Here is a 14,029-nt window from a genome sequence, read left to right as displayed (position 1 = left end):
ATTTTTACATTTTGTGCAAGTAATGGGTTTTAAAAATACTTTAAGAAAAATGGAAATAAAATTTGAAAATTGACATAATCTTATTTTTTCATTATAATGAGCCCTATGTTAAATCCTGAAAATATACGCAATTTTTGTATTGTAGCTCACATAGACCACGGTAAGTCTACCTTATCCGATAGGCTTATCGAAAAGACTAAGATAATAGATGAGCGCTATCACCGCAATCAGATGACCGATGATATGGACATAGAGCGGGAGCGGGGCATTACCATAAAAAGCCATGCTGTCCGAATTCCTTATACGGCAAAGGACGGTAAAAACTATGTTTTAAACTTTGTAGATACGCCCGGGCACGTAGACTTTTCCTATGAGGTTTCGCGTGCCATTGCCTCTTGCGAGGGGGCCATCTTAATTGTAGATGCCACTCAGGGTGTTGAGTCTCAAACCCTTTCAAATATGTATCTTGCCCTTGAGCATGACTTGGAAATTCTTCCCGTCATAAACAAGATAGATCTGCCTGCGGCCGATATAGATGCTGCAAAACATCAGATAGACCATGACCTGGGGCTTGATTCCGATGCGGCTGTAGCCGTTTCTGCAAAGACAGGCGAAAATATCGATGCTCTTTTTGAAGCGATTATAACAACCTTTCCTCCGCCCAAGGGCTCAAAGGATAATCCCTTACAGGCCCTTATATTCGACTGTCACTACGACCCTTATCGGGGAGTTGTAGTTCATGTGCGTGTTTTTGAAGGAATGATAAAACCCGGAATGACTATCCGCTTTATGAATACAGGCGGCGAATACAAGGTAGAAGAAACGGGAACCTTTGTCCTAGATCTTGTAAAGCAGGATTCCTTGCAGGCCGGAGAAGTAGGCTATATAATTGCGGGAATTAAAACCGTTTCGGACGTAGGTGTAGGAGATACCATTACCGATGCCGCAGCTCCTTGCAAGGCTCCATTATCCGGCTTTAAAGAAGTAAAGCCCGTAGTTTTTTCTTCCGTCTATCCTACGGATACAAACGATTATGAGGAGCTCCGCGAATCATTTGAAAAATTAAAGCTGAACGATGCAAGTTTAACATGGGAAAAGGATTCTTCCCTTGCCCTAGGGCACGGTTTTAGGTGCGGCTTTTTGGGCCTTCTTCATCTTGAAATCGTACAAGAAAGGTTGGAAAGAGAATTCGATCAGTCGGTTATTTTTACGGCTCCCTCGGTACGCTATAAACTTACCATGCGTACGGGAGAAGAGATTATTTGCGATAACCCGGCCGATTATCCCGATGAGGTACTTATAGCTTCAGCTGAAGAGCCCTATATAAAGGCAACGCTTATAACGCCTACAAATTATCTCGGAAACGTTATGTCCCTCTGTATGGAAAAGAGGGGAGTGCAGACCAATATGACTTACTTGGACGAAAAAAGAGTTGAAATGACCTACGAGATGCCCTTAGCCGAGGTCTTGTTCGATTTTTATGACAGGCTTAAAAGTATAAGCCGAGGTTATGCTTCCTTTGACTACGAGGTTATAGAAACCCGTCCTACCGATTTGGCAAAGATAGATATTTTAATTAACGGAAAGCCTGTTGATGCCCTTGCCCAGCTTGCCTATAAACCGAGTGCCTATGACAAGGCCCGTCTTGTCTGCGAAAAGCTTAAAGACGAAATTCCGCGTCAACAGTTTAAGATACCGATTCAGGGAGCTATCGGAAGTCAGATAATAGCCAGAGAAACGATTTCGGCCTTGCGTAAGGATGTTCTTGCCAAATGCTACGGAGGCGACATCACCCGAAAGCGAAAACTTCTCGAAAAGCAAAAGGAAGGAAAAAAGCGCATGAAGATGATAGGCGATGTAGAGCTCCCGCAGTCCGCATTCTTAGCAGTATTGAAGACTAAGGAAGATTAAATTATTAGGGGGAGAGAACACCCCGTTCAGAGCAGGGTTTTCTCTCCCCCTATAACTCCCTCTTTTTCCCGCACTGCCAAAGGGGTATCCCCTTTGGAAACCCCGCTTTATTACAAATTTTATGGTTTATTTTTTGGTTGAGATGAATACAAAGGAGGTTGGGTGAAATTACAGTTTTTCGATTTCGGATTCGGTAAGACCTGTAACTTGCATAATTTTTTGCAACGAGTCCCCCAGCTGTTTTAAGATTTTTGCTGTTTCTATGCTTTTGTCATAAGCCCCTTTCTCCCTAGCGTCCATTTCAAAAGTAGACATTAACCTGTATTCTTGCCTTGCTTGTTCGTTTTGTTTTACTGTTTGTATCATTTCTTCTATCCTCCTTGTAAATTCACTTTTTGCCTTACCTGTTTTAAGGTATTCTAAAAATTTCTTTAATTCTTTGTCTTTGGCGTCCTTAAAAGCCTCTGAATTTATTATAACCTTTTTTGTTCCATCTTGTAAAGGCGTGTTTTTCTCTTCAAGACAGATGTTTTCAAAAGTATAAACAGGTCTATTTTTGCCTATAACATCAAATAAACAAATAAAAATTACAAAGCTGTCATTTAAATCGCTATAGAAATTCCCTTTATCCAAGAACGAAATATCAATGGCTGCTTGGTAGAACCTCATTCTTTTAGGTATATTCTTCTCGTTGCTTACCTGCATTTCCACATCATAAAATTTACCGTTTTCTGTCTGCACTAAAACATCAAACCTTACGGATTTTGCCTGTTCATAGGTGGTAATATTATGCTGTATAGAGATATATGCAATTTTACCTATTTTGTCAGACAATATCATTTCAATAAGTCTCTTACACAAATACGGATTTTGCATAACCTTACAAAACATAAAGTCATCCGTAAATGTTAAATCTTCAAATTTTTTTACCATTTTTTTCTCCTATTTTTTCACATTTCCCCTCCCCATTATATTTATAGAAAATATTTGAAAAAAATAGTAAATTATAAAAAGATTTTTATAAATTGCATGTTTGAAAGTTTTGCGCTTGCCGCAAACTCTAAGATTAAAAATGTGCATGGATGCACATTTTTAATCCACCCCCTTTTTCTTTTCCCAAAAGAATGATATAATCGCTTGTTGTTTTAATAAATACTTTTTTAAGGATGGGAACAATTTATGAGCAAAAAGACCACCGATATTATTGTTATAGGTTTTGCTTTATTTGCTATGTTTTTAGGAGCCGGAAACTTGATATTTCCGCCTACTTTGGGACACTTATCGGGAAAGGATTGGATTTTTTCTCTTTTAGGTTTTTTGGTAACGGGAGTCGGAATGCCTGTTTTGGGTATCATATCCATGGGAAAATGCGACGGACATCTTTCCAATTTTACTAAAAATATAAATCAGTTATTCGGAACTTTTTTTATAATCTTTGTTATGCTTATAATAGGGCCGCTTTTTGCCATTCCCAGAACTGCAGCTACTACTTATGAAATAGCTATCAGACCCAACTTCGGGATAAGCTCTGTTCTATCGTCCTTTATATTCTTTGCGATTACTCTTTTCTTTGTTTTAACCCCTAATAATGTTATAGATAGGGTAGGAAAGTTTTTAACGCCTGCCTTGATAGCCGTTTTAGGCCTCTTGGTTATAAAAGGCCTTATTACTCCCATCGGTAGGCCTTCAGATCCTTCAGTCGATAAGATATTTTTAAGAGGCTTTAAAGAAGGCTATCAAACTATGGACGCTCTAGGCTCTATGATATTGGCCACAATAGTTATTTCAAGTATCAGTGCAAAAGGCTACACGGAAAAAAAATCTCTTTTAAAGATGACTATCTGGACGGGGCTTATTGCATGTATAGGCTTAGGACTTGTTTACGGAGGCCTTGTATATGTAGGAGCAACAGGAAGTGCCGTCTTACCCGATAATCTTTCACGAACCGAAATTGTAGTTCAATCCAGCGAGATATTATGGGGAAGGGGAGGCCGAATAGTTTTAGGTTTGGCAATAGGCTTGGCATGTTTGACTACCTCAATAGGTCTTACCGCAACTGCAGGGGAGTATTTTTCTCAAAGATTTAAAGACGATATAAGCTACCGTGCCACCGTTATCATTATCTGTGTCGTAAGTTTTTTCCTTTCAAACTTCGGTGTAGATAATATTATCTCTATTGCAGGTCCTATTTTGGAAATTATTTATCCTGTAGCGATTGTGTTGATAGTTTTAAATTTGTTTGCAGAATTTATACCGAACAAGTACTTTTTTCATGGTGCAGTAATAGGCACTCTTTCGATAAGTATACTCCAAGGCTGGGTTGCGGCTCAAGAGCTTATCAACAACTTACTTATTAAACTTGAAGCCTTTCCGGCAATGGATCAAGTGGGTATGAGTTTTAATACTACCATCAATGTATTAAAGACCCTCCCCTTTGAAGGTATAGGATTCCCATGGCTCCTTCCTGCTTTGGGTCTTTCTCTCTTATTCGGATTTGGTTATATTATTATGCAAAAGACAGAAAAAGCACCCTCAATGAAGAGGGAATCTCAAAAAAAGGATGAATAATGGCTGAGATAGAAAAAGTTAATTTATTGGATTTGGATGAAGAAGATTACGATACGGTTTTAGCTCCTGATATTCAGTTTAGCGGTAAGATAGAGTGTAAAAAACCGTTTATGATTAAGGGGCATGTGGAGGGCTTTTTGGTTTCCACAAGCGATGTAACCGTCGATGAAAATTCTGTTGTTAAGGCCAATATCAGGGCTGACAGGGTTGTGATCAAGGGGGCGGTTGAAGGTAATGTTTTGGCCGATACTATGGTGCATGTTTTTTCTTGCGGAAAACTGATAGGCGATGTTACGGCTCCGGAAGTCGTTCTTGAAAGCGGCTGCGTATTTAACGGTATTTGTACCATGACAAAGGATAAGCAATTTGGAAGATAAAAAAACAAAAATTAATTTTATCTTTAAATTTACTCTTGTTTTTTTTATGCTGTGCTGGGCTCCTGTTTTTTCTCAAAATAAGCCAGATGCTCTGGTCTTGTATAAGAACGGACGTTATGCCGAAGCTATTGCCGTCTGTGAGGCCGAAATTAAGCAGTCTCCCAATAATTTGGACAGTTATGTTGTAATGACATGGGCTCTCTTGGCTGACGGCCAATACCAAAAAACCTATGATATGGCCTTAGCCGGACGTAAAATTGCACAAACCGATCCCCGTCTTATAGCAACTCAGGCTGAGGCCTGTTATTATTTGGGTAAAAATTCCGAAGCCCTTAAACTTTTTCAAGATTATATTTCTTATGCTCCCAATGGAGTGCGTATTTCTTCTTCCTATTATTTTATGGGAGAAATATATTTGAGAATGGCAAAGTACAGGCATGCCGACATTTCTTTTTCCGTAGCCGTAACCCTTGATTCCTTTAACAGTCTTTGGTGGGTTCGTTTAGGCTATGCCAGAGAGCAGATAAAAGAATACCGTTATTCCCTTGAAGCCTACAATAAGGCCTTGAGCTTAAACAAAAACCTTGTTGATGCTCAGAAAGGGCGTGAAAGGGTTCTGCAGCGTTTTTAATCATGAGTAATTTTTTTTCGGTTAGAATAGAAACGCTCGGCTGCCGCTTAAATCAGGTGGAATCCGAGGCTCTTGCCGTCCGTTTTGCCGAATGCGGTTTTGATGTGTTTTCAAAAGAAGCAGAGACTTCAATTTTGCCTGTAAAACTGTGTATTGTAAATACCTGTACGGTTACGGGAAAGGCGGAACAAAAAGCCCGCCGTCTTATCCGCCTTTTACTAAAGGAGCATGAAGAGTCTGTCATCCTTGTTACAGGCTGCTATGCAGAACTTGAAGCCGATTCTATCGAAAAAATAAATAAAAGAATTATAGCCTTTTCGGGCAAAAAAAAAGATGAGCTTGATGGACTTCCTCAGTTTTTAAAAGATTCCTGCCTTAAAAATAAAGATTTAAAAGAAGATACCGTTAATCTTAAAAAAAATCTTCTTATTTTTCGAAATAAAATATATTCAAAAGAAGACCGGCTGGATAAATCTTTTTTGCTAAAGGAAACGGAAAGAAGAAAATCAATGTTTAAGCTGAGCTCTCCCGTTTTTGTTTTTCATTCCAGAGCCAGTTTAAAAATACAAGACGGATGTAATAATGCTTGCGCCTATTGCAGAATAAGGCTTGCACGCGGTACTTCCGTTTCCCTGCCTGCTGAAGAAGCCGTAAGGCGGATAATTCAAATAGAAAAAAACGGAGCCGCAGAGGTTGTTTTGTCGGGTGTAAATTTATCCCAATATAGGGACGAAACCTATGGAGGCTTTGCGAATCTTTTGGCCATGCTTTTGGAAAACACAAAAAAAATAAGGCTCCGCATTTCGAGCATGTATCCCGAATGTGTAGATGACGGCATTTTAGAAATTGTAGCAAATAAAAGGATTTGCCCTCATTTTCATCTTTCGATACAGTCGGGAAGCGATAAAATTTTAAAGGCTATGAATAGGCCCTATAGGGAGGCCGACATCAGAAGGGCGATAAATAATTTGCGCAAGGCAAAGGATAATCCTTTTATCGGATGCGATATTATTACCGGTTTTCCTTCCGAGACAGAAGAGGATTTTTTACAAACATTTAAGATGTGTGAGGAATTAAAAATTCCCGGTATCCATGTTTTTCCTTTTTCGGCCCGCCCGGGAACAAAGGCTTTTTCGATGAGACCTAAGGTTCCTGAAAGAGAAGCAGGTAGAAGGGCTTCGCTTCTTTCGGAATTGAGCGGAAAAAACTATCAAAGTTATTTGGCCTCCTGTAACGGAAAGTTGTTTTTTGGCGTTATCGAAAAACCTCAAAACAATGAGGATTTGAGGATTGTAACCGAAAATTATCTAAGTCTTCCTTTAGTAGTGAACAAGAAAGCCGAAAACTATAAGGGCGGAGAGGGTCTTTTTGTTGTCATAAAGGATGGAAATGCATATCTTGCGGATTAATGTATTTTATGATAAAATTATTTGGAAGCTTAATAAAGATAGGGAATTTGAGCGGAGGTAAAAATGAAGAAAGTAATTGCGTTTTTGTTTTTGTGTATAATTGTTGGTTCGGCGTGTTTTGCACAGATCTCTATGCCTGAACCGGTTACTCCCTCATATGTTTCTCCCCGCATAAGCGGATTGGGGGCACCTTTTACAACATATCAGGCCGGAACCGAGACATTGTTTACAAACCCGGCTATATTTCCTTTTTTGACCAAACGTTGGTCGGCAGGAAAGATTGCTCTCCATGCAAATGAAGATAGTTTTGGAGGTTTTGGTTCTATCTTTGCCTCTGAAAAACTAAAGACCCTTGCGGAATATCTTTACAAAGGTGACAGTAAGTATTTTGACTTTTCTGCTACGGGCCCTTTAGCCCTCAGCTTAGCCGATAGGAATTTTGCGGTAGGCCTTTTTAATAGAACCGTTTTTCATGCTGATGTACAAAATACTGTAATGAAAAAACTTTTAATAGGAGAAGAGCTTTTAGTAACCGGAGGCTACGGTATTTGTCTTTATGACGATGATGTTAATAAGGTATCGCTGGGCTTTCAGATGAAGGGCTTTTTTCAAACATTTTCTTATGCTTTGAATAAGAGCAAGGCAGATATGGCCTTGGTTGTGAATTCAGGTTTACAGGACTTAAATATTGTTTTAGCCAGCGGTATCGGTTTGGATGCAGGTTTTTTATATAAGTATGACAACTACTTTTTTTTAGGTATTACATGTAAAGATGCTTATACTCCGGTCTTTTTAACCCCTTATAATAATTTTTCCGATTATAAAAAGGCAATTACGGCAGGTAAAACACAATATAAAACTCTTTTGCCTAATTTGAGTGCAGGCATAGGCTCAATGCCTGTTTTTGACGATGTATGGACTACCGTTTCTTCATGGTCATTTTATCTTGATTATCAGAATATTCTCGAGCCGATTTTTAACAAAAATAGGAGTCCTCTGCTCAACCTATCCTTTGGAACCGAAATAGTTTTTCACAAGGTTTTGAGTTTTAGGTTGGGTATGTATGAGCTGTACCCGCATTTGGGAGTCGGTCTTGATTTTACCTATTTTCAGATAGATTTTTCTGCCTTTTTGAAGGAGCTGGGTAATAAACCTTGGGAAAAACAAAAACTAGGCTTGGATTTTGCTTTTTCATTTGAATATTGATTTTTAACGTAATTTATTTTTAGGAATTCTTATGTCTCTTAAATTAAAATCAGGCAGCCGTATTAGAATTCTCTCACGGCTTGCCCTTTTTTCAGCCACCCTCTTATGGGGAAGTACCTTTGTTGCAGTAAGCAGCACAAACGATTTTTTTAAGCCCAACTTCTTATTGGCTTGCCGTTTTTTGCCTGCCTGTCTGATTCTTTGTGCCGTGTTCTTTAAGCGTTTAAAACAGCTTGATAAGCGTTATGTAAAGGCCGGGATGATTTTAGGGCTGATTATGTTCGCCGGTTATTCTTTGCAAGCCATTGCAATTACTACTGCAGGGGGGCTTCCCGGCCGAAGCTCTTTTTTGGTGGCTACCTATTGTGTTTTGGTTCCCTTTGTAAATGCTGTGGTTTTAAAAAAAAGGCCGGACAAATTCAATCTTTTTGCTGCCTTTCTTTGTTTTGCGGGAATCCTTGCAATTTCGATGCCGGATTTGATTTTGGAAAGCCAAAAGGGGATAAACTGGGGAGACGTTCTTTCCCTTATAAGCAGTTTTATATTTGCCGTATACATAGTTCTTCTTCCTAAATTTATGGAAGAACTCGATGTTCCCCTTATAACGCTAACTCAATTTGCCTTTGCAGGAACTTATGCCCTTATTTTTTCTCTTTTGTTCGAGGATAATTCCAATACCGTTTGGAATTATCAGTCTGTTTTTACGCTTGTTTATTTAACCGTTCTTTGTACGGCCCTCTGCGTCCTGCTTCAAGCTGTGGGGCAAAAGAATACGCCTCCGACTACGGCAGCTCTTATTTTTTCTCTTGAATCCGTATTCAGTATTTTTCTTTCGATAATTCTAACAGATGAAAAATTTACGCCTGCTTTAGCCCTCGGTTGTTCCTGTATCTTTATTGCAATTATAATCTCCGAGACAAAGCTTTCGTTTTTAAAAAAGAAATCGGTAGAAGTAAACTGCTAAGCGCTCCAAGAACGCAAAGGCTTTTGATAAATTTACTTTACGTTATACTTACAAGGTTCAACATATTTTTCTACCATCGATTTATCGACACCTCTTTTCTTGATCATTTTGCTGTAGAATTCCCCGCTTTTTTTGATGGTCCTTTCTTGAGTTTCGTAATTACAGTGCACAAGGCCGAAACGGGCGGATTCTCCTTCTTTCCACTCGAAGTTGTCGATAAAGCACCAATGATAATAGGCTTCAAAGGGGAGGGGAGATTCGCTTATAAGCTTTAGGTGATCATAAATATAGCGGCATCTAAACTCATCCTTATTGTCGCAGGTTCCGTTTTCGCTTATGACTATCGGAAGGGGAAGGCAGTTATAGCAGGTTTGAGCGCACTCGATTAGGCCCAAGGGATAAATATCCCAGCCTAAATCGTTTTTAGGTGTGTTTTCAAAGGCCTTGTAAGAAAGTCCCCTTACTGCCTGCCTTGAATAATAGTTGATAGCTATAAAATCTACATAGTTTTTCTTTTTTATGTTTAGGATATTTTTAAATGGGAATGAAAACTCTCCTTTAAAACAGGCTTCCATAATTCCGTCTTGGAAAATTTTGCTTATTCTTTTTGCCGCCCTTTGATCGGCTTTTCTATTTTTATCCTTTGGATGGAAGGCCTGCATGTGGTGGGCAAAGCTTACCCTTGTGTCCGTAAGGCCTTTTTCTTTGCGTATTTCATGGATTAAATCGTAGGCTTTGCAGTGTGCTGCTATGAGGATATTCATTACCTTTAAAGTTTTTGCAATCGATTTTTTTTCGGGCGGCCAAAGACCTAAAAAGAAGGACTGAACTGCATAAACATTCGGTTCATTTATTGTAACATAGTCGCTGCAAAGATTTCCAAGCGCGCTTATGCAGGTCTTTACATAATTTAAAAAAACTTCGACATTTTCTTTTTTTGTAAAGCCTCCCGAATTCTCAAACCACATGGGATGGCTGAAGTGGTAAAGGCTTATTAAGGGTCTTATACCTGCTTTTTTTAAAAGGCTTAATTCTTCCTTGTAGTGGTCAATGGCTTTAGTGTCAAACTTTCCTTTTTCAGGCTCAATGCGTGCCCATTCTAAGGACATGCGGTAAGTTTGAATCCCCATCTTTTTTAAAAGTTTGGTGTCTTCTTTAACCTTTTCATAGTGCATATTTGCACGGGCGACATCGGAGCCGTCATTTGTCATTTTGCGGTCACAAAAATCGTTCCAGTTGGAGTTTACCCTTCCTCCCTCAATCTGGGTAGAAGCCGTAGCAACCCCAAGTAAAAAATTTTCTTTTAACTTAAACATCATTTCCTCCCAGAATTTTTTTACGATAAAAGTCCACGATAGATCTTCCATATACTCTTTCATCGCTTTTTGTCAAAGAGCCTATTGTTTGAGGCATAGCCTTTTCGGATGGCCTGTGCATCATCACAAGGCCTCCTTCTTTTAATATTTTTGATTCTGCTATTTTTTCGAGAAGTTCTATGTGAAATTTATAGGGGAAAGGAGGGTCGAGGTAGATAATATCAAAGGATTCCTTAGCTCTTTTTATAAATGTTTCTGCAGGCATCCTTTTACATTCAAGCTTTTTATCTGCCATTGAAACATTTTTTAATAAAACGGGGAATTTATCGGCATCTTTTTCTACAAGGTAGACAGGGTAGGCTCCGCGCGAGTAGGCTTCCAAACCGCAGACTCCTGAGCCCGTAAAAAGGTCTAAAAAAGAAAGACCTGAAAGGTCTCCAAGTATGGAAAAAACAGACTCCCTCATTCTGTCCATTGCGGGGCGTATTATCCCCTTGGGGCATTCTACCTGCCTGTTTTTTAAACTGCCGCCGGTTATTCTCATGGGAATAATTATAGCACAGACCTATCCTAAGTTCAATAACTCTGAAAGTTCATTTTGAGAAACTATGTTGTAGGTTTCATTTTCAACATTCGTATAGGAAATATCTATATTTATTTTGCCGAGAAAATCCTGATGCTTTTTGTAGATACCTTCAATACGGGTTTTTTCCGTGTTAAAAATAGATTCGCTTCCAAGTTTTTCGGTTAGGATGAGTTTTAAAACGCTCATATATTTTTTGATGCAAAAATAAAGACAGTTCATTGTATCTATATAATCAGGCAAGTGGGATTGAGGCTCTATCTGATTGAAGAGTTTTTGAAGAGCCGCATCAAAAAATAAAATATCTCTCATCATCTTATCTGCAAAAATACTTTCGGAAAGGTCTAAATTAAGACCGTCCTTTATTACGTCCAACATTCTGGTTATTTGAAACAAATTATCCTGAAAAACAATCTTATGAAGCATCTTATTTCCCCTTTTAAAATAAACTAAAAAAAACTACAGCTCTATTTTATTTTCGGAAGATAAATTTATCGGCTTTAATTCTTACCTTCCTTTTTCTCTTCCCCTTGCTTTTTTAGCGGTTCTTTGATAGACTGACACCATGGCAAAGACAGTAGACGATAAAAAGATTATTTACACGATGGATAGGGTTTCAAGAACCCATGGAACAAAACAGGTTTTAAAGGATATAAGCCTTTCTTATTTTTACGGTGCAAAAATAGGTGTTATAGGTTCTAACGGATCCGGTAAGTCAAGTCTCTTGCGTATTATGGCAGGGATTGACGGGGATTATACGGGCGAAGTTTCTTCGGCGCCAGGCTATACTATAGGCTATCTTGAACAGGAGCCCCAGCTTCAAAGCGGCAAGACCGTTCGCGAGGTTGTTTCGGAGGGGGTTCAGGAATTGGTAGACCTTCTTGCGGAATTCGACAAGATAAACGAGGCATTCGGCGATCCCGATGCCGATATGGATAAACTGATGGAAAAACAGGCCAAGGTGCAGGAAAAGCTGGATGCAACAGATGCTTGGAATTTGGACAGCCGTCTTGACCTTGCTATGGAAGCCTTGCGATGTCCGCCCGCCGATCAGGTAATCGATGTGCTTTCAGGGGGAGAAAAAAGACGGGTTGCCCTTTGCAGGCTCCTTCTTCAAAAGCCTGACATTCTTTTATTGGACGAACCTACCAACCACTTGGATGCAGAAACGGTAGCATGGCTTGAGAGGCATCTTCATCAATATGCAGGAACAATTATCTGCGTAACCCACGACCGCTATTTTTTGGATAATGTTGCAGGCTGGATATTGGAACTTGACCGCGGAGAGGGCATTCCGTGGAAGGGCAATTATTCAAGCTGGCTAGATCAAAAACAAAAAAGACTTGCCCTTGAAGAAAAGGGAGAAACGGAACGCCAAAAGGCTTTAAAACGGGAGCTTGAATGGATTGGTATGAGCCCCAAGGGAAGACATGCCAAAAGCAAGGCCCGTATCAACGAGTACGAAAAACTTTTAGCCCAAGGCTCAAAGGAAAAAATAAAGGATTCTCAGATTACCATTCCGCCGGGACCGAGGCTGGGGAACTTGGTTATAGATGTTAAAAATGCCGCAAAGCATTACGGCGACAGAATCCTCTTTGATAAACTTAATTTTTCGGTTCCTGCGGGAGCAATAGTCGGTATTATAGGTCCGAACGGTGCCGGTAAGACAACCCTCTTTAAGATGATAGTCGGGGCTGCAGGTTTTGAAACCCCGGAAGGAGCCGATCAAAAAAGGCAGATCGTAAAACCCGATGAGGGTGAAATCAAAATAGGGGATTCGGTAAAACTTTGCTATGTAGATCAGACAAGAGAAAAACTCGATCCTAACAAGACCGTTTGGGAGCAGCTTTCAGACGGGCTTGATATTATAAAGCTGGGAGCCTCGGACGGTTCTTCCGGTGTACGCGAGGTAAACTCAAGGGCTTATTGTTCTTGGTTTAACTTTTCGGGGCAAGACCAGTCCCGCAAGGTAGGTGTACTTTCAGGCGGAGAGAGGAACAGACTCAATTTGGCTATGATGCTAAAAGAAGGCGGAAATGTTTTAATGCTAGACGAGCCTACAAACGATTTGGATGTTACCACCCTTCGAGCTTTGGAAGAAGCCCTTGAAAGTTTTGCAGGTTCAGTCCTCGTCATAAGCCATGACCGCTGGTTTTTGGACAGAGTTTGCTCCCATATCTTGGCCTTCGAAGCTGACGGAGAAGTTGTATGGTTTGACGGCAACTGGACGGAATACGCCGAATGGAGACGCGAAAAATACGGTAAGGATGCCGATACTCCCCACAGAGGCGTTTACAGAAAGCTTGAAAGGTAGACGGCTTAACCCTATGAAAAGCCCTGCGATGATTATATTCGATTACGGGAATACTCTTATTTATGAAAAAGAGCTTGATTTGGAAAGAGCCTATAAGGCTCTTTATGCTCAAATTCATAAAAATCCCGATAAAATAGATTTTATTACCTTTTATGAAAAGGGAATGGCTATTTTTGAGAAGGTAAAATCGCGGGCTTTACAAAACGATGTAGAAATACACACTCATAATTTTTATAATTGTCTTTTTCAAATCCTTAATGTAGAATTTAACCTATCCTACACGGAGCTGGAAATCCTTTTTTGGGAAGCTCTGGCACCATGCAGGGCAATGCCCAATATCGAAAAACTTCTGCTCTTTTTGGAAGCCAAAAATATCAGAACTGCCGTCATAAGCAATATTGCTTTTTCGGAAAAAGCCCTGACTGCAAGAATAAATAAATATCTTCCGCGAAACAAATTCGAATTTATAATAGCTTCGAGTGAGTACGGGTTTAGAAAGCCCGATTGCCTTCTTTTTGAAGCAGCCTTAAAAAAAGCCTGCCTTTCCGCCGATGAGGTGTGGTATTGCGGAGACAACCCGCGAGCCGATGTTATAGGCTCAGCTGCTCTCGGAATAAAACCTGTCTTATATACAAGCAGTTTTGCCTGTCCCTATGACAACGAAAACCATATTTCTCCCGATTTTGAATTTACCAAAATAAGCGATTGGGACGAGCTGATAGAACTGATCAAAGGTTAAAATTCTTTACC

13 protein-coding genes are annotated in these 14,029 nt (G+C 39.7%); 9 read left to right on the top strand and 4 right to left on the bottom strand.

What is annotated here, in order from left to right:
- Positions 1-105 precede the first annotated feature (105 nt).
- Positions 106-1,911, top strand: coding sequence for a translation elongation factor 4 (lepA, locus tag HGJ18_RS06290; protein ID WP_253698231.1), 1,806 nt, complete (start codon positions 106-108; stop codon positions 1,909-1,911).
- 168 nt (positions 1,912-2,079) lie between these two features.
- Here lepA and HGJ18_RS06285 read toward each other — a convergent pair whose 3' ends face one another.
- Complete coding sequence (locus HGJ18_RS06285; protein WP_253698230.1) at positions 2,080-2,844, bottom strand: Rpn family recombination-promoting nuclease/putative transposase; 765 nt, start codon at positions 2,842-2,844, stop codon at positions 2,080-2,082.
- Between the two features lie 246 nt (positions 2,845-3,090).
- Here HGJ18_RS06285 and brnQ point away from each other — a divergent pair, with 246 nt between their 5' ends.
- The 6 genes from brnQ to HGJ18_RS06255 all read left to right on the top strand — a co-directional run bounded on the left by brnQ (position 3,091) and on the right by HGJ18_RS06255 (position 9,066).
- The gene (brnQ, locus tag HGJ18_RS06280; RefSeq protein ID WP_253698229.1) at positions 3,091-4,479 is read left to right on the top strand and encodes a branched-chain amino acid transport system II carrier protein; all 1,389 of its coding nucleotides are present in this window, start codon (positions 3,091-3,093) and stop codon (positions 4,477-4,479) included.
- Positions 4,479-4,856 (top strand): bactofilin family protein, encoded by a 378-nt coding sequence (locus HGJ18_RS06275; RefSeq protein WP_002669698.1) that lies wholly within the window; start codon positions 4,479-4,481, stop codon positions 4,854-4,856. Before brnQ ends, HGJ18_RS06275 begins: the two co-directional genes overlap by 1 nt.
- A complete protein-coding gene (locus tag HGJ18_RS06270; protein WP_002675261.1) occupies positions 4,846-5,487 on the top strand; it encodes a tetratricopeptide repeat protein in 642 nt (213 codons plus the stop codon). The genes HGJ18_RS06275 and HGJ18_RS06270 overlap by 11 nt, the downstream gene beginning before the upstream one ends.
- 2 nt (positions 5,488-5,489) lie before the next feature.
- Positions 5,490-6,896, top strand: a complete 1,407-nt coding sequence (mtaB, locus tag HGJ18_RS06265; RefSeq protein ID WP_253698228.1) for a tRNA (N(6)-L-threonylcarbamoyladenosine(37)-C(2))-methylthiotransferase MtaB — start codon at positions 5,490-5,492, stop codon at positions 6,894-6,896.
- A gap of 63 nt (positions 6,897-6,959) precedes the next feature.
- Positions 6,960-8,102, top strand: coding sequence for a hypothetical protein (locus tag HGJ18_RS06260; RefSeq protein WP_253698227.1), 1,143 nt, complete (start codon positions 6,960-6,962; stop codon positions 8,100-8,102).
- A 31-nt stretch (positions 8,103-8,133) separates the two neighbouring features.
- Positions 8,134-9,066, top strand: a complete 933-nt coding sequence (locus HGJ18_RS06255) for a DMT family transporter (RefSeq protein ID WP_253698225.1) — start codon at positions 8,134-8,136, stop codon at positions 9,064-9,066.
- A gap of 32 nt (positions 9,067-9,098) precedes the next feature.
- Here HGJ18_RS06255 and HGJ18_RS06250 read toward each other — a convergent pair whose 3' ends face one another.
- From HGJ18_RS06250 to HGJ18_RS06240, 3 genes are read right to left on the bottom strand one after another with little or no spacing between them, the layout of a single operon-like run.
- The gene (locus HGJ18_RS06250; RefSeq protein ID WP_253698224.1) at positions 9,099-10,382 is read right to left on the bottom strand and encodes a glycoside hydrolase family 1 protein; all 1,284 of its coding nucleotides are present in this window, start codon (positions 10,380-10,382) and stop codon (positions 9,099-9,101) included.
- On the bottom strand, positions 10,375-10,926 hold the full coding sequence (gene rsmD, locus HGJ18_RS06245; protein WP_253698223.1) for a 16S rRNA (guanine(966)-N(2))-methyltransferase RsmD: 552 nt from the start codon (positions 10,924-10,926) through the stop codon (positions 10,375-10,377). Before rsmD ends, HGJ18_RS06250 begins: the two co-directional genes overlap by 8 nt.
- Positions 10,927-10,947: 21 nt before the next feature.
- Positions 10,948-11,391 carry a hypothetical protein gene (locus HGJ18_RS06240; protein WP_253698222.1) on the bottom strand — a complete coding sequence of 148 codons (444 nt, stop codon included), beginning with the start codon at positions 11,389-11,391 and terminating at the stop codon, positions 10,948-10,950.
- A gap of 139 nt (positions 11,392-11,530) precedes the next feature.
- Here HGJ18_RS06240 and ettA point away from each other — a divergent pair, with 139 nt between their 5' ends.
- Both ettA and HGJ18_RS06230 read left to right on the top strand, forming a co-directional pair.
- Positions 11,531-13,279: an energy-dependent translational throttle protein EttA gene (gene ettA, locus HGJ18_RS06235; RefSeq protein ID WP_002669676.1), complete on the top strand. Its 1,749-nt coding sequence runs from the start codon at positions 11,531-11,533 to the stop codon at positions 13,277-13,279.
- 13 nt (positions 13,280-13,292) lie between these two features.
- Positions 13,293-14,018 carry an HAD family hydrolase gene (locus tag HGJ18_RS06230; RefSeq protein ID WP_366793591.1) on the top strand — a complete coding sequence of 242 codons (726 nt, stop codon included), beginning with the start codon at positions 13,293-13,295 and terminating at the stop codon, positions 14,016-14,018.
- Positions 14,019-14,029: the final 11 nt, after the last annotated feature.

The organism is Treponema denticola (genome assembly GCF_024181405.1).
GTDB classification, from domain to species: domain Bacteria; phylum Spirochaetota; class Spirochaetia; order Treponematales; family Treponemataceae; genus Treponema_B; species Treponema_B denticola_D.
This window is presented reverse-complemented; position numbering and strand designations above follow the sequence as displayed.